Here is a 20314-nt window from a genome sequence, read left to right as displayed (position 1 = left end):
GGCATCCCGGATCAAAGCCAGACTATCAGACGATCAACACACAAGGTGGGCGGCGCAGCCGCTCGGATGAGGGGGTGTTTGAGTTCGCTCAGTGTCCGCCGGTGAGTCGCGGGCTGGCAGCCCCCTTATCCGTCTCGCTCCGCGAGCCACCTTCTCCCACGAGGGGAGAAGGAACAGGATCAGCGACTGCGTTCGATGACGGCGCGCAGGCTGCCGGCGCGGGCGGGCAGGTCGGTGGCGAGGCGCGAGGCCATTTCGCGGGTGCCGACCGGATAGGCGTCGCCGCCGTCGGCGATCTCGCGCGCCAGGTCCGCGGCCGCGGTCAGGGCGGTTTCCAGCGCCTCGACCTGTTCGACGGCCAGGGCGCGGGCCTCCTGTTGCAGGCGGCGCACGCGATCGGCCGTGGTCCGCGGCGGCTGCATCAGGTCATAGATTTCGGCCTCGGTGCCGACGAGGCGCAGATCAGGACGGGTGTGTTGGGTCTGGGGCATTCGTCTCTCCGTTGGCGGAATAAACGGGGCAAGGGCGCGAGCGTTCCCGGGGCACGATCTCAAGCCGGCGGGTGTGGCCGCCGGGCCGCAGTCCCCCTCACCCCGCCGGGGGTGGCGGTGGTGCGCCGGTGTCACGGTAGGGCGGCAGCAGCGGGGCCCCGGACGGGGTGGGGTTGCGCTCGAGATCGTCGATCAGGGCCTCCATCTCGTCGATCTCGCGCAGCTGGGCCTTGATGATGCCGTCGGCCAGCTGCCGCACCCGCGGATCGCGGATCCGGGCCCGTTCGCTGGTCAGGATGGCGATCGAATGGTGCGGGATCATGGCCCGCATCCACGACACGTCGTCGACCGTGGCCTGGCTGCGCACCAGGCCCAGGGCCCCGGCGAACACCAGCACGGACGCGGTGACGATGATCAGGTTCAGCCGCCGGTCGCGATACTGACCCCACATAAAGCCCAGCATGACCGCCGCCATGGTCGCCCCCATGACCACGGCCATCCACGCCCGGGTCTGGCTGAAGCGCGCGTGCTCGATCGCATAGGTGTTCAGGTACATCAGGCCGAACATCACCCCTGTGGCGACGACGATCATCACCGCGAACCGGCGATAGCTCATGCCGTGACCGGGATTTGGGCTATGGCCTTGGCCATGGCCGGGGCCGTGATCGGGGCCGGGCTTGGTCACGGGGTCCATGTCGGGGGTCATCTCGGGTCTCCCATCTGCGACGCCGGCGCGCGCCGTCCGCAGAAAACCCCCGGGCGGCGGGTGAGGTTCCGATGTGACCGATCCTCCACCCACAAGGGGAGAAGGGACGCGGTGGAACCGGTTCAGTCCGTGCGCCGGTACCGCCCCCGCCCGTTGAACGCCAGCCACCCCCGATCCCTCAGCACCTGAAGTTGCTGCCTGATCTTGGGGCGGACGTTGTTGTTGCCGGGATACAGGGCCGCCAGCCGCGTCTCCTGCGCATAAACCTCGGCCAAACTGAACTCCGGGCGGCCGATCGCCTCGACCACCCCCATGACGGCCAGCAACCAGCCGCGCGCCGTCTGGCTGGTCTCGCGCAGGAACAGGGTTGCGCGCCACTGCGCCATCACATCGGCCCTGGGCCGGTGAACACTGTCGCGGATCAGGGGGATGCGCCCGGCCAGCGGCACCTGACCGATCAGGATGTTGCACCCCTGCCAGCCGGCGCGCCGCGCCAGCGGGCCCAGCGGCTTGCGCGGTTCGATGATGGCCGGGGTGAAGAAATGCCTGGGCACCACGATCAGGTCGGTGACCCGCCCGGCCGCGCCGTCATAGCCCATGACCAGCAGATTGGGATTGTTCCGCGCCGCCAGACGCGCAGTCATCGTGCCGAAGGCCCCGTTGACGATCTTGCGGCCCGGCGCGCCCTTGCCCGCCTTCAGCTCATACTCTTCGGCGCAGGCGGGACAGGCAAAGTCGGCGACGGGTGCGTTGTTCGGGAGGGCGTCCAGCCGGTCGGCCCCACAGCCGGGACAGAACACCTGCGCCGCGACCCAGCCCTCGGACAGGACACGGGCATTCTGGGTCGGACCCTTGTAGACGACGGCGGGTTCGGCGAACCCCAGGTCACACCAGTGATTGTCGTCCTCGTGCCCCATGTACCCACCTTAGCGGGAAGGGGCGTGGGGGTCAGCCCTTGCCGCGCGCGTAGGAGTCGATCTCGTCGCCGTTGGCATCCAGGGCCACGACATGGCGGGCGTCAAACTCGGTCACGCCCTGCTCCTGCCATTTGACGGAGGGGTCGCCGTCATAGGCGAGATCGACGGCCTCCTCGAGATCGTCGGCTTCGACCTCGGCGGTGTAGTCGACGTAGGCATCGACGCGGGAGAGGATGGTGAATTTGGGCATGGGGCGCCCCTTTCAAGAGGAGCGTGCTCCAACCGACTTTATGCCGCTACCAATCGGAGATTGGTAAAATATCAATCAAATGATCTCGACCACCGTTTAGGAACAATAGCGCAGAGCCAAGTGCGTCGCTTTTAAGAATTTACGAATAGCTCCAACTGCTTTCCGCTAATCTCTGCGGCAATTTTTTCTTTCGTTCGCGCACTTCTAAACATCTGATAGTGCGCGACATGTTTGGTTTGGTCGCACGCCCGAGCTACCACCGATATTGCTTCTCTGAGCAGTTTGTCGTCGTTCTCTGCATCAGGGAACGGCGCATTGCCTTTTGCTAAAATGAGACGCGCAGCAAAAAGTATATACCAATGACCAAATATTAAGTATTGAAGATCGCCGCTACTCTCAATGTGGTCCCCGTATTTGGCAGAAACCTCATCTCGTAGAGTTTCTATTTTAGAATAAAACTGAGTTAGTCTGACTAGTTCGTCAATGTCGTTATTATCATTAAATATTGACTGAAAGCGCGAATCAAAAATGGCATCTGAAGATGTTCTAGCGCTATCTGGCTCCCTCAGAACGTAAGATAAGATAATTTGACCCAGTTTCAGCGCGTCAAGGCGCTGGCTGTCGGGTCTGTCTGCATGCATGTTGCGTTTCCGTTCAAAGAATATTTCTCTTTCACGGAATAGAGTCTCATATTTTTTCATTATCGGCGTATTAGCGCGCAAATCTCTGCCGTGAATGCGCGCTTGACTATTTGTTGCTACTGCAACTCGTTCGGCAATATCTGTTCTTCCGGTCGCATATATTTTTACGGAAACAACTACGTTTTCTAGAGAGTCTCCACCTTGTTTTGCGGCTTCAACAAGGGAGTGCGATGTTTGGGCTCCGTTTACGATCTGAAGATCACGGATTGATATTATAGGATTTGGATGGCCCTTATTATAAGAATATTCTCGACAGGTTATAGTTATTCCGTTGTTTAAATACCAAAATAAATGACTGTCTGATGTAGATGTGGCTGTTTCAACGATTTGTCCGTTATAGCCAGAATTTGATCCTAGGTAGACTCTAAGGTTATCGTCGAATATATGTCTCTTAACCGTGAGGTTGTCGTTGTCGGTTATTAGGGCGATTAGTGAACGTGCATCAACGTTGGCAACGAGACCACGAATATCACCATCTGATCGTTCAAAAATCTCTTTTGAGATGGCTTGGAGCTGGCCGTCCTCCGCTTCTTTTCGCGAGCGGCTGAGGTCGCGAATTAAGTCGAGTGCTGCGTATTGGGCGAATCGCACTTGGGTGTGTTCTGCGGTGAAGCTCTTCAGGTTGGCCTTCGCGGCTTCGCCGAGCCCGCTGTCATTGGAAACGAATACCAATTCGTAAGAGCAGTAGGTTCCGGCCTCGTGCAGACCCCATATTCGTTCTATTGCCTCTCGGAGCCGAAGATTACCGCAACGCTTGAGATCTTCCGACTTATTTATTAGCTGCGATATAAAGCTAGTTGTCTTTAATACCTCATCGACATTTATTGTTTTTATTGTTCCGTCGATGCTTTCTCTAGCCTTTGACTGAAAAATATACACGGTTACTGCGTCGTCGTCGCCAACTAGATGAATGGCATCTACACCGCGGTCATCGGGACCGTCCGTTATGAGTTCTTGGAACGCAGTGTCTTGTGCTGGAAAATACTGCTGCAATGCCAGCCAAAGTAACCCCGCCGCTGGATTTTTTAGCTGGTGCTGGGTAGCGACGCTCCGAATGCGAGCGTTGATTAGGTCCCAGTCCAGTTTCGACAATTTGGGCATAGGCGACTCCCGAGGGGAATTTTGTCTAGCTTAGGTCGGATTACGAAGATTTCTCAACCGAGGCGGTCGCGGGTCGAGATGAGGTCTTCCTTGGGGTGAAATCGCACCCACTAAAAGTCCGGCAATCTCGCGCTCTCCGGATGATGTCGAGGACCGAAGACTGTGTTCTTCCGCTGCTCCCCCGGAACCCCTCACCCTTGCGCGCCAGGACGACGGCTGAGCCGTCGTGCGCGCAAGCCCTCTCCCGCCGGGAGAGGGGGGTGTCTGCCCCTACAGCCTTCCCTTCCGGAACCGCTCCTGCGCCTCGGCCGCCGCATCCGCCCGCCACTTCTTGGGTGCCGACCGATCCACCGCTTCCCCGGCCCCGGTCATCACCTCGTTTGCGAACTCCAGATCCAGCATCTTCATGCGCTTGATCTCGTCGCGCAGGCGGCCGGCCTCCTCGAACTCGAGGTTTGAGGCGGCCTCGCGCATCCGGCCTTCGAGGTCGCGCAGGGCGGTCTGGAAGTTTGCGCCGGTGAAGGGGCGGGCCGCTTCGGCCACGGTGGTCGGGACCAGCACGCGGTCCTTCTCATAGGGGCTGGCCAGGATCTCCTTGATGTCGCGTTTGACGCTCTCGGGCGTGATGCCGTGGGCGACATTGTATTCGGTCTGGCGTTCGCGGCGGCGGTCGGTCTCGGCGATGGCGCGTTCCATACTGCCGGTGACGCGGTCGGCATACAGGATGACGCGGCCGTCGATGTTGCGGGCGGCGCGGCCGATGGTCTGGATCAGGGCGGTCTCGGAGCGCAGGAAGCCCTCCTTGTCGGCGTCGAGGATGGCGACCAGGCCGCACTCGGGGATGTCGAGCCCCTCGCGCAGCAGGTTGATGCCGATCAGCACGTCGAAGGCCCCCAGCCGCAGGTCGCGGATGATCTCGATCCGCTCCAGCGTCTCGACGTCGGAGTGCATGTAGCGCACGCGCACCCCCTGTTCGTGCATGTATTCGGTCAGGTCCTCGGCCATCTTCTTGGTCAGGACGGTGACCAGGCTGCGATAGCCGGCGCGGGCCACGGCGCGGACCTCGTCGATCACGTCATCGACCTGGTTGTGGGCGGCCCCGGTGCCGAGGGTCGAGGTGACCGGGCGGATCTCGACGGGGGGGTCGATCAGGCCGGTGGGGCGGATCACCTGTTCGACGAAGACGCCGTCGGTGCGCTCCATCTCCCACGGGCCGGGGGTGGCGCTGACGAAGACGGTCTGGGGGCGCATGGCCTCCCATTCCTCGAATTTCAGCGGCCGGTTGTCGATGCAGCTGGGCAGGCGGAAGCCGTATTCCGCCAGGGTCGATTTGCGGCGGTAGTCGCCGCGGAACATGCCGTTGATCTGGCCGACGGTGACATGGCTCTCATCGACGAACAGCAGGGCGTCGTCGGGGATGTATTCGAAGAAGGTCGGCGGCGGCTCGCCGGGGGCGCGGCCGGTCAACCAGCGGCTGTAGTTCTCGATGCCGGCGCACGAGCCGGTGGCCTCCATCATCTCGAGGTCGAAGCGGGTGCGTTGTTCCAGCCGCTGGGCCTCCAGCAGCTTGCCGTTCTCGAGCATCCAGTCGAGCGTCGCCTTCAGCTCGGCCTTGATGCCGTGGGTGGCCTGGTTCAGCGTCGGGCGCGGGGTCACATAGTGGCTGGCGGCATAGACGGTGATCTCGGTCAGGTCGGCGGTCTTGGCCCCGGTCAGGGGGTCGAACTCGTGGATCGACTCGATCTCGTCGCCGAACAGGCTGACGCGCCAGGCGCGATCTTCCTGGTGGACGGGGAAGATCTCGACCGTGTCACCGCGCTTGCGGAACATGCCGCGGTCGAAATTGAGATCGTTGCGCTTGTACTGCAGCGCGATCAGGTCGGCGCGCAGCTTGGCCTCATCGATCAGGCCACCGACCTTGAGGCTGAAGGTCATGGCCGTATAGGTCTCGACCGAGCCGATGCCGTAGATGCAGCTGACGCTGGCCACCACGATCACATCGTCCCGCTCCAGAATCGACCGCGTCGCCGAATGCCGCATCCGGTCGATCTGCTCGTTTATACTGCTGTCTTTTTCAATATAAGTATCAGTGCGAGGAACGTATGCTTCAGGTTGATAATAATCATAATATGATACAAAGTATTCGACGGCATTATCTGGGAAAAAGGACTTGAATTCCGAGTAAAGCTGCGCCGCCAGTGTTTTGTTTGGCGCAAGTATAAGCGCCGGGCGCTGGGTCGCCTCGATCACCTTGGCCATGGTGAAGGTCTTGCCCGAGCCGGTCACGCCCAGCAGCACCTGATCGCGCTCGCCGGTCCCGGCCTGGGCCACCAGTTCGGCGATGGCGGCGGGCTGGTCGCCGGCGGGGGTGTACTGCGTCTCCAGCCGGAAGGGGATGTGTTTGCGGCCCGAGGGCCGGTCGGGCCGGTGCGGGGCCCAGTCGCCGGGCGCGCCGGGTGGCTCTTCCGGGGTCAGGCGCGGGCCAGTCACCGGGGCGAACATCGGCGCGGCAGCCGACTTCTTCGCCGGGGTGTGGACCGGCTTCTTCAGCGGAGCGTCACCGGGGCCGCGGGCCTTGGGGGTCGAGGAACGGTTCATGAACAGAACCTAGTGCGCGGCGACCGCCGGTGCCAGTGGGGAGTGGGCGATCAGGCGGACTCGTCCGCGTCTCCGTTCCCGGTCTCGGGCGTGGGGGGCTCGGCCGGGTGCGACAATTCCTCGGCGGCGTCATTGGCGGTGGGGGCGGCGGCGGCGGCCGGGCGCGGGGCCGGACGCGGGCGTTTCAGCCCCATCACGTCCAGCCCGTCGTCGCCGGCATGGCCGAACAGGCTGCGCACGCGCAGGTCGGTCTGGGGGAAGGGGATCTCGATCCCGGCGGCGTCCAGCGCGTCGGCGATGGCCCAGGTATAGGCCGCATGCATGGCTGCCGGGCGTTTGACCGCGTCCAGCGTCGGCCAGACCAGCAGTTCGAAATTGAGGCTGGAGTCGCCGAAGCCGGTCAGCCAGACCTGACTCTTGCGCGTCTCGGTCTCGGGCAGGGTGAAGGGGCTGGCCCGGGCCGCGGCCAGCACGGCCTCGCGCACCGCCGCCCGGTTGGATTCATAGGCAACGCCGAACGGGATGTGGATGCGGCGGGTGTCGCCCTTCAGCGTCCAGTTGGTGACCGTGCCCTCGATCAGTTTCGAATTGGGCACGACCACGTCGATATTGTCGTTGTTGCGGATGCGGGTCGCGCGCGGGCCGATCTCGGCGATGACGCCGCGCGCCCCCTCCAGCTCGACATAGTCGCCGACCGAGACCATGCCGTCGAAGATGACGAACAGGCCGGAGACGAACTCCTTGACCACCCCCTGCAGGCCGAGGCCGACGCCGATGCCGATGGCCCCGGCGAACACCGCCAGCGACGACAGGTTCAGCCCCGCCGTCGACAGGGCCATCATCACCCCGGTGACGATGATGGCGTAGCCGACCAGCTTTTCCAGCAGATACAGGGCCCCTGTGGCGCGCCGCGCCCGGACGCGCAGCTTGCGGATGCCGCGCGTCACCAGCCAGGCCAGGGCGACGGCCACAACGATCACCACCAGGGCGCTGAGCACGCCGCCGAGGGTCAGGGAGATATGCCCCAGCTTGATCAGCCGGGTGCTCTCGAGGGCGGTCAGGTCAGGCAGCATGCCGTCAGTGTGAGGCCCCGGGCGGGGGCGTCAAGGGCGGGGGGGCAGACGGCCGGCTCAGCGGCGCGCCTGGTTGACCCGGACCTCGAGCTCGGCCCAGCGGCGGGTCAGGTCGTTCAGCTCGGCGCGCAGCCGGTCGGCCTCGCTGTGGCTGAGGCTGCCGTTGCGTTCGCCGGCGGCGATGCGGGCCTCGATCTGGATCGCGCGCGGGTCGGCCCCGTAACCGTTGCCGTAGCTGTTACCGGAACCATAGCCGCCGCCGTCGCCGATGCGGCGGTTCAGCTCGGCCAGGCGGGTGGTCAGGGTCTCGCGTTCGCGGTCGCTGATGCCGTCGCGGCGATAGTCGGACTCGACCCGCACCAGGGCATCGAAATCGGCGCGCAGCCGGGTGGCCCCGGTGCGGCTGAGGCGGCGCGCGCGCTCGGCGGTGTCGACCCGGGCGAAGAAGTCATCGCGCACCTCGCTCAGCGGTTGCCAGCCATAAATCTGACCGTACTGGCCCTGATCGCCGATGCGGCTCGACAGGGCCTCATAGCGGCCGCGCAGCTCGTTGCGCTCATCGGTCGTCAGGCGACCGTCGGCGGCATAGCGATCTTCCAGCCGCACCAGGGCGTCAAAGTCGGCCCGCACCCGGGCCGCCTCGCCGCGATCCAGCGAACCGTCGCGCAGCCCGGCGTCGATACGGGCCTCAAGGGCGGCGCTGTGCTCGGCCGTCGGCCGGCGGCCGCGGTTCCAGTCGTCCTCCAGCCCCGGGCTCTGGCCGTAGTTGTCGCCGAACACCGCCCCGAGGATGGAGCCCAGCACCCCGCCGGGCGCGTTCTGGACCGGCACGCCGCTGTTGTAGCCGCCCTGGCTGTCGTCGGGATACAGCGGGCCGGTGCGCGCCGTCGCGCCGTAGCAGCTCAGCACCCCGTCGCGATTGGTGATGTCACCGCGACAGTCGTCGGCGCGGATCGTGCTCCAGCGGAAGCCGTCCGTGGTGCGGCACTGGGCCGAGATATAGCCGTTCTCCAGCCGCTGCACATCGCGGCACGAGCTGGTGAAACTGCCCGACGGGGCCCCGTACGGATCATAGCGGGGAGTCGAGCCATAGGGGGTCTGGGCCGCGGCCGCGCCGGCGGCCGACAGGGCGAGGGCGCTGACGGCCAGGGCGGTCAGGGTGCGGGAGGCGACGGTCATGGCAGATCTTTCCGGTGAACGGGAGCTACCGGACAGAACGGGATGCGGCGGGGAAGGTTGCGGGGGGGCTCAGGCGGCAGCGTCGAGCCGGGTCGCCTCGGCCGCAATCCGGCCGCGCCAGTCATCGGCCTCGTCGGGCGGCAACACGGCCAGCAGTTTCGGCACGGTCCGGTCCATGCGGGCGGTCTTCATGTCCGGGTCCCACGGCCAGCGCTCGGCATTGCTCAGCAGGGCCAGCGTCTTGCGCAGGGTGTTCACCGCGATGGCGTGCGGCACGACATAGGCGGGGGTGACCGGGGTGCCGAACAGGTCCCCCTGAGGAAGGTCAAACATTTCGGCTTGAGCAGTGCCCATGGTGAGGTCCGTGGCTACGATTCGTTTCCAGTATCGCGTAACCGCCGGTAACGCGCGAGCGGTGCCGTGAAGTTATCCCCTCTCCCGCCGGGAGAGGGGTCATTGCGTGGGAAACGCCGCCAGATAGGCTGTGTCGATCTTCGCCATTTGGGCGAGGGTGAAATTCAGGCTCTCGGCGATGTTTCCGACCTGTGTCTGTTCGTCCAGGTTCAGGGTGCGGCCCTTTCGGCTCTTCAGATATTTGTCGATCACCTGATAGCCGCCGATGTGGAAGTCCCACACGACCTGGGGGATGTTGGCAAAGCCCTGGGTGCGCTTTGGATTGATCCAGACCGTCGCCTCGTCCGGCGAATAGATGACGGACTCGACCGTGTGATCGCCCTTGCCCGTATAGTCGCCCAGACGCGGGCTGGAGCGCGGCACGGTCTTCAGTAGATGGGTCTGGATCAGGTCCCAGCCGAGGGCAGACAGAGTCTCGAACTGTTCCGGCGTTTCAGCGAAGGGGATGCGCGGGAAGTCGATGCGCAGGAACTCGGCATAGCGGGCACGGTAGGTCGGGGCGTGCAGGACGGCGTAGATATAGCCGAGAATCTGCTCGGGATCGTAGTGCTCGCCATAACGGCCGTCGAGGTAGTCGCGGAAGGCGGGGGAGAGGTTTTCCGTCCCGTCGACCGACATTGGGAAGCAGTACCCGATCTCGGAACTTCGGTTTGAAACGTAGGTGTGCTCGAACAGGTTTGAGCCGGCCAAGACGTGACGCCAAGGTTCGTTTCCCCGTACCTGTTTGCTCAGATTCAATGAGATATTGTCGCCGACCATGTTTGGCATGAGGTCCCAACGGCCCCAATCCGTGAGGCGACGATCATAGGCAATCACGCGCTGATCGAAGGGGCGGTAATCGACGGGAACAAGGTTCTGGCGCCAAGTAGAGTCGGCCAGGAGAGCAGCCTTTGCACCCTCTGCATCCCAGGCTCGTGGACCTGCGGGTGCAGGTTGGGCGGGCCCAGTGAGATATTCCGAGATCGTCGCGTCCAACTCCTTCTTCGTGAAGCCGATGGTGAGCGCGTCGCGGGCTGTCACTATTCCGGAAACATATCGGGGAATGGCGTCGCGGATAGCGGTGAAGGAGTCGTACTCGCGAACTAGCGTTTCGTCTTGAGCAGCTCTCATGAAGTAGTAAGGCGATTGCGGTGAGGCCACCACGGGAAAGGCGGTGTCTAACGTTGCCTCGGCCAACCAAGCATATTTGGTGAGACGTTTGCCCCACACATCCCCCCGCCAGATGCCTTGCTCGCTACCGCGCTTCTTTACGAATAGGCTGATCGACACGCCCTGCTCAATGTCGAAGACATTGTCGTCCGAAGACCCATCAGGAGCCGTTTCGTTCTTCTTCAGGCTGCCGTGCAGGTCGAGAACATAGATCTGATCGAAGCTGGTCATCAGAGACTGGCGCATCCCTCTGAACGTCGGATTGTCGAGCCAGGAGTTGTTCGTGATGATGCCGACGACGCCTTCTTCGACGTCGTCCATCTTCATCTGCGCGAAGCGGATGAACTTGACGTAGTCGTCGTGGAGCCAATGCTTCCGCTCGCCGAAATGCTTACCGTCGACTTGCTTGTAGGGCTCGATAGCGGCGGTGATCCACGCACCCTTATTCTTCGACGCGGCCGAGTACGGCGGGTTCCCGGTGATCACGAGGATCGGCTTGTCCTTGACCGCCTGGGCCCCCTTCACCTCTTCGGCCAGGGCCGGCATCAGCAGATTACCCTGGGGCTCGACCGGTTCCAGCGTATTGGTCAGGAAGACCTGCAGCCGTTCCTGATCGTCCAGCGGATGGCCCTTGTCGCGCAGATATTGCGACAGCTTCAGATGGGCGATGGTGTAGGGCGCGATCAGATATTCGAAGCCGTAGATGTTCTTCGTCAGGTGCTCGCGCACGATGGCGTCGGCGCGACCGGCCTCGGGCCCGCCGATGGTGTCGAAGATGCGCTCGAACACCTCCAGCAAGAAGGTGCCGGTGCCGCAGGCGAAATCCAGCACGGTGACCTTCCTGTGGTCGGCCAGACCGTCGGCGATGCCGAAGGTGTCCTTGAGGATGTCGTCGATGGCGCGGACGATGAAATTCACCACCGGCGGCGGGGTGTAGTAGACGCCCCGGCCCTTGCGCATGGCCGGATCGTAGGCCTTGAGGAAGTCCTCGTAGAAATAGATGAAGGGGTCTTTTTCGAACAGGCGATGCTCCTCCTCGTCCCCGGCCTTGACCTTGCGGCTGATCGCCTTGCGGGCGCGGAAGCTGAGGTCATTGTGGATCGCGGCCAGGTCGATGCCGTTCACGATCGACAGGATTTCGTCGATGACCCAGCGCGACGGGCGATATTCCGGCTCTTCCATCTCTTCGAGAAAGCGGACCAGTTCGCGGATCAGGCTGAAGCTGCCCGGGATGAAGCGGCGGACATTGTCCAGCCGGACCTCGACACCGACACCCGCATTCAGGCGGGCCAGGAACAGGCCATAGGCCAGCATCTGGGCGAAGGCGTCGGCGAAGGCCCGGGCGTCGAGGTCGTGGAAAATCTGATCCCGGAACGCGCCGTACAGCGCATAGAGACGGCCCTTGTCGTCCTCGTTCTTCTGGCGGATCAGTTCCTCGGTCAGGAAGTCGCGCAGCAGGGCGGCGCGGGTGGCCAGTTCGACGGCAAGGTCATGGCCACGCCCGATGTTCTGGGGCGCGGTCGAGAAGAAGGCACGCAGCAGTTTGGAGACCTGATCGATACTGTCCGGCTTGAGCGCCAGCTTGCGACCGGTCAGGTCGTCGCTGTGGGCGAGGCGGGCGCGCTGCGGGTTTTCGCCCTTCCGAAGCCAGATGAACTCCAGATAGTCGGTCAGCAGCAGGTTGTCGGAGAGCTTCTGGTATTTCTTGATCTGGTCGCTGCGGATGATTTTCGTCAGCGCCTCGTCGATGGTCTTGACCTCGACATAGCCGACGATGCGGGCGTCGCGCTTGATCATATAGTCGGGCGAGCCGCCGCCGCCCTTGTCACGCTTGGGTTCGTGCTGGACGGCCAATTTGGTGTCCGCCGCCTGTGCCGCTTCGTTCAGCAGGCGTTCCAGCGCGCCGCGATCAGAATGCTCGGTCTTGGTGCCGACCGGGGTGGCGGCCAGGGCTTTGAAATAGGCGTCGAAGTCAGCGGCCATGAATATCCCCTCGCAGATGCCCACTTCGCCCCGTTCGCGTCCGCGTTGCAAGCGGGGGGTGGCCCATCGGTGCCGGCCGGCCCTCATCCGCCCCTTCGGGGCACCTTCTCCCAACGGGAGAAGGGAGGTGCGAAAGCGGCGGCACCGTAAGCCCTCACCCCCGCCCCTCTCCCGCCGGGAGAGGGGATGTGTCTGCTTTTCCGGTTTGCGTCAGCCCCCGGCCCCGCTAGCGTCGGGGGATGACCCAGTCTTCTGTTGCCGCCCCGCCGCCGAACCGTATGCGCGCCCTGCTGTCGTCGCTGAGTGTGCGGGTGCTGGCGGCGCTGGCGCTGGGGCTGGCGGCGGGGGCGGCGGCGGAGGTCTGGGGGATTCCGGGCGGGACCGGGACCACGGGCATGATCGACGCGGTGGGGCAGCTGTGGCTGAACGCCCTGCGCATGACCATCGTGCCGCTGGTGTTCTCGCTGCTGGTCGTGGGCATCGCCTCGATTTCCGATGCGGCCCATACCGGGCGGCTGGCGCGGCGGGCGCTGGTCTGGTTCCTGGTGCTGATCTCGGCGGTCACCGTCTATGCGGTGGCGGCGGCCTATGGACTGCTGGCGCTGTGGCCGATCGATCCGGCGGGCGGGGCGCGGCTGCTGGCGGGGATTCCGTCGGCCCCGGACAATATCGGCGCGGTCGCCCCGTTCTCGGAATTCGTCAAGACCATCGCGCCGTCCAATGTGCTGCGGGCCGCGACCGAGGACGCCATCCTCGGGCTGGTGGTGTTCGCCGCCTTCTTCGGCTTTGCGCTGACGCGGCTGCCCGACCGGCTGAAGGTGCCGCTGGTGACCCTGTTCGAGGCGATCAGCGAGGCGATGATCGTCATCGTGCGCTGGGTGCTGCTGGCCGCGCCGGTCGGGGTGTTCGCCCTGGCCATGGGGGTGGGGCTGAGCGCCGGAGTCGCCGCGGCCGGGACCCTGGCCCACTATGTGGCCATCGTGTCGCTGAGCGTGATCGGCATGATCCTGATCTGCTATCCGCTGGCGGTGGGGTTCGGCCGGGTCGGCCTGGCCCGGTTCGCCCGCGCCGTGGCCCCGGCCCAGGTGGTGGCGGTCTCGACCCAGTCGTCGCTGGCCAGTCTGCCGGTCATGGTCGAGCGCGCGGTCGACGAGCTGGACGTCAGCCGCCAGACCGCCGGTCTGGTGCTGCCGCTGGCGGTGGCCCTGTTCCGCATGACCAGTCCGGTCGCCAATCTGGCCGTGGTCATCTATTGCGCCCACCTGTTCGGGCTGGAGCCGTCGGCGGGCCAGATCATCGCGGCCATGCTGACCTCGATCCTGATCAGCATCGGCTCGGTCGGCCTGCCCGGCCAGATCAGCTTCTTCGCCAGCATCGCCCCGATCTGTATCGCCATGGGGGTGCCGCTGGAGATGCTGCCCCTGCTGCTGGCGGTCGAGGTCATCCCCGACATCTTCCGCACCGTCGGCAATGTCACCGCTGACCTGACCGTGACCCGCATCGTCAGCCAGGGCGAGGGGACGGCGGGCTGAGCGAGGCCTGATCTGCCACTTGACCGCGTGTAACCTGTAGGTGATATGTAACCTCAGGGTGACACGGAGGGTGCAGATGGACAGTGATGGATTGATGCGGCGCGAGCGCGGGCGGCGCAGGCTCGAGATGGCGGGTCTGACGGCGACGACGCTGGGCCTGCTGACGCTGGGTGTCACGGTGGCGGCGGGCGACGCGCTCGGCCCGCACGATGACGCCGTGTTCGGGGGCGGGCTGGCCTTGATGGTCGGCGGGGCCGTGACCGTGCTGGCGGCGTGGCGGCCCCGCGCGGACCGGCAGGCGCTCAGGGCGCGCGAAACCCGGCGCGACCGGACGCAGCGGGCGCGGGCGCGACAACTGGTCGGTCTGTCGTTCGGCACGGTGGGGATGCTGATCGTGTCGACCCTGGCCGTCTGGCGGGTCACGCAGGGCACCGGCGACCGGCATGACCTGATGTTCGCGGCGCTGGCGGCACTAATGGCCTGGATGGTGTCGTTGATCGTGATGGGCTGGGACGGCGGGTCGCGACGGGACCGCAAATGGCTGGAGGACGAGCTGACGCGCGAGTGGCGCGGACGGGCCATGGCGCTGGGGTTTCTGGTGCTGCTGGCCGGGATGAGCGGGCTGTATCTGATCGGGTTGTGGCGGCCGGAGCTGGCGATGATCGGCTTTCCGGCGGTGCTGATGGGCAGCGGCGCGGCGGCGGGGCTGCGGTTCGCCTGGCTGGACCATCAGGCGGAGGCGGGCGATGCTTGAAGCTCCTGATCCGCTGGACGACCGGGCGCTGGTGCGGGCCGAGCACGACCGGCAGAGGCGCTATGTTCTCGGCGTCGCCGGCCTGTCACTGGGGGCGGGTTTCGCGCTGGCGAGTGGTCTGGTGCTGGCGCTGGTCCCTCCCGACGAGGTTCCCTTTCCAGTGTGGATTCTCTGGACGGGCCTTGTGCTGTCGACGATGGCTCTGGCGGTATCGGTCCAGGTGCTGCGCCGGGCGCAACCGGACCTGACCACTGACCGGCTACTGGCCGGGGAGGCGCATGGCGACAGGCTGCAGCGTAACCGCAATCATGGCCTGCTCTACATGATGCTCCCGATGATGCTGATGTTGATCTACGGCGGAAGCGCCGCATGGAAGGTGACGACCGGACAGGTCGGGCCGGGAAACTGGACCCCCTGGATCATGGCCCCCATCGCCGGCCTGCTCCCGATCATTCTGGGTCTTACGCTCGCCGGCATAGGCACCCGGCCAAGCCCGAAGATGCGGCGTCATCTGGACGACGAACAGACCCAGATCCATCGCCGCGATGCCCTTTCACTGGGCTATCTGGTCATTCTGGGTGGGGCGACCGCCCTGTATCTGACCGGCCTGTGGCGGGTCGAGATCGCCGTCACCCTGATGCCGTTGGTGCTGGCGATCGGAGTCCAGGCCGCGGCGGTTCATTTCGTTCTTATGGAACGCAAGGCCGAGCGTCTTGGCTGATCCCCGACTGGGCACGCACCTGAAGGCGGCGCGGACGGCGGCCGGGCTGACCCAGGTCGAGCTGGCCGGATTGGCCGGGGTGTCGCGCAAGACCATCAATACGGTCGAGAACGGCGTGTTCGTGCCTTCGACCACCCTGGCCCTGTCGCTGGCGCGGGCGTTGGGGACCACGGTCGAGGCCCTGTTCTTCCTGACAGACTGACCGGCCCGGTCACGTTCGGCTTGACTCCCTCGTACAGTATGCGGCATACACTGTACGGCACACACTATGTGACGTGAGTGGAGACTGGAATGGCCGTCGATCCCGACCTGTTTGAAACCATGCGGCTGGAGCTGCGGCGCGGGTCGCTGGTGCTGGCCGTGCTGGCCTGCCTCAGGACCGAACGCTACGGCTATACGCTGCGCCAGGCCCTGGCCGCCGACGGGCTGGAGATGGAGGAGAGCACCCTCTATCCGCTGCTGCGCCGGCTGGAGAGCCAGGGGCTGCTGAGCAGTGAATGGCGCGAGGAGGAGAAGCGCAAGAAGCGTTTCTACGTCCTGTCGCCGATGGGCACGGCCATGCTGGCCGCCCTGACCGACGAATGGCGCGGCATCAACGCCTCGCTCGACAAGCTTCTTTGAACATTGAAATCCGAACGCCGGGGGAACCGACATGGACATGATTGACCGCTATCTGAACGCCGTCGCCGCGCAGCTGCCCGCTGACGAACGCGCCGACATCATCGCCGAACTGCGCGACCTGATCCTGAGCCGGTTCGAGGCCCGGGAAGAGGAATTGGGCCGGCCTCTGACCGGGGACGAGCAGGAGGACATCCTGCACGAGATCGGCCATCCGCTGGTCGTCGCGGCGCGCTATCGCAAGGGGCCGGACGCGCTGGTCGGGCCCGAGCTGTTTCCCTACTGGCTGTTCGGGGTCAAGGCCGGGCTGCTGATCCTGCTGGCCGTGCAGGCGCTGGGGCTGCTGGTGCGGGTGCTGACAGGCCCCGAGGATATCGCCCAGGCCATCAGCCAGGCCATCAACGGCCTGATCGGCAGCGGCCTGACCCTGATCGGGGTGGCCACGGTGGCCGCGGCGGTCGTCGAACACTACGGCCTGCGACCGAAATGGTTGACCCAGTGGCGGGTCAAGGATTTGAGCGCTTTTGGCCTGTCGGATCCGGCGATCTGGAGCGCGGCCATGAGTGGCGGCCTGGGCCAGGACGGGGGCCACGATGGGAGCAAGGGCGGGGGCAAGTCCGCCTGGACCGGGTCCGGCCTCAACTGGTCGGGGCGCGGCTGGTCGCGGCGCGGGGGGCGGGCCTGGCCGGGCAGCGAACATCTGCTGTCGCTGGTCGCCAACGGTCTGTTTGCGGCCTGGTGGACCGGTCTGATCTACGCCCCCGGCCTGATGCAGATCCGTGTCGACGGGGCCGAGTCCGTGGTCAGCGGCGGGCCGATCTGGGCGGCGTTGCACACCACCATTCTGGTCTATGTGCTGGCACGAATGGCAAGCGACCTGTTCGGCCTGCTGCGACCGCAGGCGGTGCGGCTGCTGGCGGTGGCCCAGATCGCCGTGGCCGCGGGCGGCCTGTGGCTGGCGCATCTGATCTTCGAGGCGCGCCACTGGTTCACCCTGACCCTGGACGGCGAGAGCACCCGCATCGAGGGCTATGTGCCGATCGTGTGGGATCATGACGGACTGGCCTGGCTGGGCCTGCACGGCCGTACCCTGACCGATATGAGCCAGGACCTGGCCATGGTCCTGAGCTGGGGTCTGGCGCTCATCGCCCTGGGCCTGATCTGGGAGATGCTGACCGCGACCTGGCGGCTGGTGCGGGGCTGAGACCACGACGGTACCGGTCGGGCGGGGGTGTTCGCCATCCCCGCCCATCCATGTCCGAAAACCGCGAGACATCGGCGGGGCGAGGGTTCAGTCTGGGGTCATGGACACGCCGCCGCCCCTCGATCAGGACGCCTGCTATCGCGCTGTCGTCACCCGCGACGTCCGTTTCGACGGGCGCTTCTTCGGCTGTGTGAAGACGACCGGGATCTATTGCCGTCCGGTCTGTCCGGCGCGGACACCGAAGCGCGAGAACATGAGCTTTGTCGCCACGGCGGCAGCGGCCGAAGAGGCGGGGTTTCGGGCCTGCCTGCGCTGCCGACCCGAAACGGCCCCCGACCTGGGCGCGTGGCGTGGCACCTCCAACACCGTCAGCCGGGCCCTGGCCCTGATCGAGGCGGGGGCACTGGACGACAGTGACGTCGACGCCCTGGCCGGGCGGCTCGGGGTCGGCGAGCGTCAGCTGCGGCGGCTGTTCCGTCAGCATCTGGGCGCGGCCCCGGTCAGTGTGGCCCAGACCCGGCGGGTATTGCTGGCCAAGGCCCTGCTGCACGAGACCGACCTGACCATGGCCGAGGTGGCCCATGCCGCGGGCTTCGGCAGCGTGCGGCGCTTCAACGAGACCTTCCAGACCCTGTACGCCCGTCCGCCCTCGGCCCTGCGACGTCGGGCCGAGCGCCCCTCGGATGGCGGCGTGAGGCTGAGCCTGGCCTACCGACTGCCCTGTGACCTCGGTGCGCTGATGGCGGCCCTGGCGGCGCGGGGGGATACGGTCGAGGGCGCACGCTGGACGCGGGCGCTGACACCGGACATCGACGGGACGGGCGGGCAGGTCGCGGTCGAACCGGCCGCACCCGGGCGGCTGACGGTGACGGTCGAGGCCGGGGACCTGAAGGTTCTGCCGGGCGTGCTGGCGCGGGTGCGGCGGGTGTTCGACCTGTCTGCCGATCCGGAGGCCATCGCCCGCGATCTGTCGGTCGATGCGCTGCTGGCCCCGCTGGTCGCGGCGCGGCCGGGTCTGCGGCTGGCGGGCGACTGGATCGACACCGGCGACGACGCCCCCAGTGACCGTCTGGACGGGGCCGGGCCGGCCCTGCGGCGACGGGCCGAAGGCTGGCGACCGTGGCGGGCCTATGGCGCGCTGCACCTGACGCTCGCCGGCATCAACGAAACTGATCTGGATCAGATGGAGACGACCGATGGCCGCCAGGCAGCCTGAACAATTGACCCTGGACCGGATCACCACGCCGGTCGGCGAACTGTTGCTGGTCACCGACGGCGACGGGGCTGTGCGGGCGCTGGACTTCGACGATTTCGAGGACCGGCTGATGCGGTTGCTGACGCGCCATTACGGGCCGGTGGTGCTGACCCCGGGACGGGCCCCGGCCGCGGTGCGGGCGGCGATCGACGCCTATTTCGGCGGCGACCGGCGGGCGCTGGACGGGCTCACGGTGCGCACCGGCGGTACCGAATTCCAGCGCCAGGTGTGGGCCGCGCTGCGGGCGATTCCGACCGGAGAGACGCGCAGCTACGGCCAGCTGGCGGCGGCGATCGGCAAGCCGAAGGCGGTGCGGGCCGTGGGGCTGGCCAACGGGGCCAACCCGGTCGGCATCATCGTGCCCTGTCACCGGGTCATCGGGGCCGACGGCAGCCTGACCGGCTATGCCGGGGGACTGGAGCGCAAACGCTGGCTGCTGGCCCATGAGGGCGCGACGCTGATCTGACGCCTTTCACCCCTTGCATTCGTCTCTCACGGGACTACATTGGAGTAGCTTATGCTAACTTTGAGCATAAGTCCCGCAAGGAGGCGGATATGGTGGACGGCCACGACACCCGGATGTTCGGACTCTCGGAGTCCACGGCGCGCGAGACCGCGCCGGTCTGGGACAAGGTCAAGGATTTCGTCACCCCGATGGAGTGGCCGGCCCAGGCCGAGCTGATCGTCGAGATCAACCGGCTGAAGCGCGAGCGCGACGCCGTCATTCTGGCCCACAACTATATGACGCCCGAGATCTTCCACGGGGTCGGCGACTATGTCGGCGACAGCCTGGGTCTGGCCAAGGAGGCGGCCCGGTCCAGCGCCAGGGTGATCGTTCAGGCCGGCGTGCATTTCATGGCCGAGACCTCAAAGATCCTGAGTCCGGAAAAGACCGTGCTGATCCCGGACCTGCGCGCCGGCTGTTCGCTGGCAGCCTCGATCACCGGGGCCGATGTGCGGCTGATCAAGCAACGCTATCCGGGCCTGCCGGTGGTCACCTATGTGAACACTACCGCCGATGTGAAGGCCGAGACCGACATCTGCTGCACCAGCGCCAATGCGGTGCAGGTGGTGGAATGGGCGGCGAAGGAATGGGGCGTCGATCGCGTCATCCTGATCCCCGACGAATTCCTGGCCCGCAATGTCGCGGCCCAGACCCCCATCGGCATCATCGCCTGGAAGGGCCGCTGCGAGGTGCATGAGCGCTTCACCGGGGCCGACATCGCCGAGATGCGGGCGGCGTATCCGGATGCGGAAATCCTGGCCCATCCGGAATGCCCTGAAGACGTGCTGGCCGCCTCGGACTTTGCCGGCTCGACCGCGGCCCTGATCGACCATGTCACCGCGCGCCGCCCGAAACAGGTGGTACTGCTGACCGAATGTTCGATGGCGGCCAACGTCGCCGGCGAGGTCGAGGGGGTCCAGTTCATCGGCCCGTGTAACCTGTGCCCGCACATGAAGCGGATCACGCTGGAGAACATCCGCGACTGCCTGCTGAAGATGCAGTTCGAGGTCACCGTACCCGAGGCCATGATCGCCCCGGCGCAGCGGGCGGTGCAGCGGATGGTCGATCTGCCGCCGCCGGCGGTTCCGGCGCGCTATGACATGGTCAAGGCCCGCCACCATGTCGCCGTGGAGTTGATCTGATGCACTATGTCGCGCCGGTCC

Annotated in this window: 19 protein-coding genes; 9 read left to right on the top strand and 10 right to left on the bottom strand. The window is 65.6% G+C overall.

Annotated elements, in window-relative coordinates:
* Positions 1-179 precede the first annotated feature (179 nt).
* From AAC050_RS13460 to AAC050_RS13415, 10 genes are all read right to left on the bottom strand, one after another.
* Positions 180-491 (bottom strand): hypothetical protein, encoded by a 312-nt coding sequence (locus AAC050_RS13460; RefSeq protein WP_339915606.1) that lies wholly within the window; start codon positions 489-491, stop codon positions 180-182.
* Positions 492-588: 97 nt separating this feature from the next.
* Complete coding sequence (locus tag AAC050_RS13455; RefSeq protein ID WP_339915605.1) at positions 589-1197, bottom strand: DUF305 domain-containing protein; 609 nt, start codon at positions 1195-1197, stop codon at positions 589-591.
* A gap of 122 nt (positions 1198-1319) precedes the next feature.
* The gene (locus AAC050_RS13450) at positions 1320-2114 is read right to left on the bottom strand and encodes a DpnI domain-containing protein (RefSeq protein ID WP_339915604.1); all 795 of its coding nucleotides are present in this window, start codon (positions 2112-2114) and stop codon (positions 1320-1322) included.
* A 31-nt stretch (positions 2115-2145) separates the two neighbouring features.
* Positions 2146-2364: a hypothetical protein gene (locus AAC050_RS13445; RefSeq protein ID WP_339915603.1), complete on the bottom strand. Its 219-nt coding sequence runs from the start codon at positions 2362-2364 to the stop codon at positions 2146-2148.
* Positions 2365-2495: 131 nt separating this feature from the next.
* On the bottom strand, positions 2496-4166 hold the full coding sequence (locus tag AAC050_RS13440; protein WP_339915602.1) for an AIPR family protein: 1671 nt from the start codon (positions 4164-4166) through the stop codon (positions 2496-2498).
* Positions 4167-4436: 270 nt separating this feature from the next.
* Complete coding sequence (gene uvrB, locus AAC050_RS13435) at positions 4437-6668, bottom strand: excinuclease ABC subunit UvrB (RefSeq protein ID WP_339915607.1); 2232 nt, start codon at positions 6666-6668, stop codon at positions 4437-4439.
* A gap of 146 nt (positions 6669-6814) precedes the next feature.
* Positions 6815-7837: a mechanosensitive ion channel domain-containing protein gene (locus AAC050_RS13430; protein WP_339915601.1), complete on the bottom strand. Its 1023-nt coding sequence runs from the start codon at positions 7835-7837 to the stop codon at positions 6815-6817.
* Between the two features lie 57 nt (positions 7838-7894).
* Positions 7895-9016, bottom strand: coding sequence for a hypothetical protein (locus AAC050_RS13425; protein ID WP_339915600.1), 1122 nt, complete (start codon positions 9014-9016; stop codon positions 7895-7897).
* 69 nt (positions 9017-9085) lie between these two features.
* A complete protein-coding gene (locus AAC050_RS13420) occupies positions 9086-9370 on the bottom strand; it encodes a hypothetical protein (protein WP_339915599.1) in 285 nt (94 codons plus the stop codon).
* A gap of 99 nt (positions 9371-9469) precedes the next feature.
* Entirely contained in the window at positions 9470-12562 is a 3093-nt protein-coding gene (locus AAC050_RS13415; RefSeq protein WP_339915598.1) for a type ISP restriction/modification enzyme, read from the bottom strand.
* A gap of 239 nt (positions 12563-12801) precedes the next feature.
* Here AAC050_RS13415 and AAC050_RS13410 point away from each other — a divergent pair, with 239 nt between their 5' ends.
* From AAC050_RS13410 to nadA, 9 genes are all read left to right on the top strand, one after another.
* Complete coding sequence (locus AAC050_RS13410) at positions 12802-14094, top strand: dicarboxylate/amino acid:cation symporter (protein ID WP_339915597.1); 1293 nt, start codon at positions 12802-12804, stop codon at positions 14092-14094.
* A gap of 76 nt (positions 14095-14170) precedes the next feature.
* Positions 14171-14848, top strand: coding sequence for a hypothetical protein (locus AAC050_RS13405; RefSeq protein ID WP_339915596.1), 678 nt, complete (start codon positions 14171-14173; stop codon positions 14846-14848).
* Positions 14841-15569, top strand: coding sequence for a hypothetical protein (locus AAC050_RS13400; RefSeq protein WP_339915595.1), 729 nt, complete (start codon positions 14841-14843; stop codon positions 15567-15569). The genes AAC050_RS13405 and AAC050_RS13400 overlap by 8 nt, the downstream gene beginning before the upstream one ends.
* Positions 15562-15771, top strand: coding sequence for a helix-turn-helix transcriptional regulator (locus AAC050_RS13395; protein WP_339915594.1), 210 nt, complete (start codon positions 15562-15564; stop codon positions 15769-15771). The genes AAC050_RS13400 and AAC050_RS13395 overlap by 8 nt, the downstream gene beginning before the upstream one ends.
* Positions 15772-15860: 89 nt before the next feature.
* Entirely contained in the window at positions 15861-16190 is a 330-nt protein-coding gene (locus AAC050_RS13390; protein ID WP_339915593.1) for a PadR family transcriptional regulator, read from the top strand.
* Between the two features lie 31 nt (positions 16191-16221).
* Positions 16222-17391: a hypothetical protein gene (locus AAC050_RS13385; RefSeq protein ID WP_339915592.1), complete on the top strand. Its 1170-nt coding sequence runs from the start codon at positions 16222-16224 to the stop codon at positions 17389-17391.
* A gap of 100 nt (positions 17392-17491) precedes the next feature.
* Positions 17492-18607 (top strand): Ada metal-binding domain-containing protein, encoded by a 1116-nt coding sequence (locus AAC050_RS13380; RefSeq protein ID WP_339915591.1) that lies wholly within the window; start codon positions 17492-17494, stop codon positions 18605-18607.
* A complete protein-coding gene (locus tag AAC050_RS13375) occupies positions 18588-19112 on the top strand; it encodes a methylated-DNA--[protein]-cysteine S-methyltransferase (RefSeq protein ID WP_339915590.1) in 525 nt (174 codons plus the stop codon). The genes AAC050_RS13380 and AAC050_RS13375 overlap by 20 nt, the downstream gene beginning before the upstream one ends.
* Positions 19113-19201: 89 nt before the next feature.
* A complete protein-coding gene (nadA, locus tag AAC050_RS13370) occupies positions 19202-20293 on the top strand; it encodes a quinolinate synthase NadA (RefSeq protein ID WP_339915589.1) in 1092 nt (363 codons plus the stop codon).
* Positions 20294-20314 lie beyond the last annotated feature (21 nt).

The organism is uncultured Brevundimonas sp. (genome assembly GCF_963974615.1).
In the GTDB taxonomy this organism is placed as follows: Bacteria; Pseudomonadota; Alphaproteobacteria; order Caulobacterales; family Caulobacteraceae; genus Brevundimonas.
The sequence above is the reverse complement of the archived record's forward strand: the minus strand, read 5'-3'. Positions and strand labels throughout refer to the sequence as shown.

Excerpts from the sequence above, each read along its gene's own strand:
- AAC050_RS13460 (WP_339915606.1), bottom strand. The coding sequence starts at position 491 with ATGCCCCAGACCCAACACACCCGTCCTGATCTGCGCCTCGTCGGCACC.
- AAC050_RS13455 (WP_339915605.1), bottom strand. The coding sequence starts at position 1,197 with ATGACCCCCGACATGGACCCCGTGACCAAGCCCGGCCCCGATCACGGC.
- AAC050_RS13450 (WP_339915604.1), bottom strand. The coding sequence starts at position 2,114 with ATGGGGCACGAGGACGACAATCACTGGTGTGACCTGGGGTTCGCCGAA.
- AAC050_RS13445 (WP_339915603.1), bottom strand. The coding sequence starts at position 2,364 with ATGCCCAAATTCACCATCCTCTCCCGCGTCGATGCCTACGTCGACTAC.
- AAC050_RS13440 (WP_339915602.1), bottom strand. The coding sequence starts at position 4,166 with ATGCCCAAATTGTCGAAACTGGACTGGGACCTAATCAACGCTCGCATT.
- uvrB (WP_339915607.1), bottom strand. The coding sequence starts at position 6,668 with ATGTTCGCCCCGGTGACTGGCCCGCGCCTGACCCCGGAAGAGCCACCC.
- AAC050_RS13430 (WP_339915601.1), bottom strand. The coding sequence starts at position 7,837 with ATGCTGCCTGACCTGACCGCCCTCGAGAGCACCCGGCTGATCAAGCTG.
- AAC050_RS13425 (WP_339915600.1), bottom strand. The coding sequence starts at position 9,016 with ATGACCGTCGCCTCCCGCACCCTGACCGCCCTGGCCGTCAGCGCCCTC.
- AAC050_RS13420 (WP_339915599.1), bottom strand. The coding sequence starts at position 9,370 with ATGGGCACTGCTCAAGCCGAAATGTTTGACCTTCCTCAGGGGGACCTG.
- AAC050_RS13415 (WP_339915598.1), bottom strand. The coding sequence starts at position 12,562 with ATGGCCGCTGACTTCGACGCCTATTTCAAAGCCCTGGCCGCCACCCCG.
- AAC050_RS13410 (WP_339915597.1), top strand. The coding sequence starts at position 12,802 with ATGACCCAGTCTTCTGTTGCCGCCCCGCCGCCGAACCGTATGCGCGCC.
- AAC050_RS13405 (WP_339915596.1), top strand. The coding sequence starts at position 14,171 with ATGGACAGTGATGGATTGATGCGGCGCGAGCGCGGGCGGCGCAGGCTC.
- AAC050_RS13400 (WP_339915595.1), top strand. The coding sequence starts at position 14,841 with ATGCTTGAAGCTCCTGATCCGCTGGACGACCGGGCGCTGGTGCGGGCC.
- AAC050_RS13390 (WP_339915593.1), top strand. The coding sequence starts at position 15,861 with ATGGCCGTCGATCCCGACCTGTTTGAAACCATGCGGCTGGAGCTGCGG.
- AAC050_RS13385 (WP_339915592.1), top strand. The coding sequence starts at position 16,222 with ATGGACATGATTGACCGCTATCTGAACGCCGTCGCCGCGCAGCTGCCC.
- AAC050_RS13380 (WP_339915591.1), top strand. The coding sequence starts at position 17,492 with ATGGACACGCCGCCGCCCCTCGATCAGGACGCCTGCTATCGCGCTGTC.
- AAC050_RS13375 (WP_339915590.1), top strand. The coding sequence starts at position 18,588 with ATGGCCGCCAGGCAGCCTGAACAATTGACCCTGGACCGGATCACCACG.
- nadA (WP_339915589.1), top strand. The coding sequence starts at position 19,202 with ATGGTGGACGGCCACGACACCCGGATGTTCGGACTCTCGGAGTCCACG.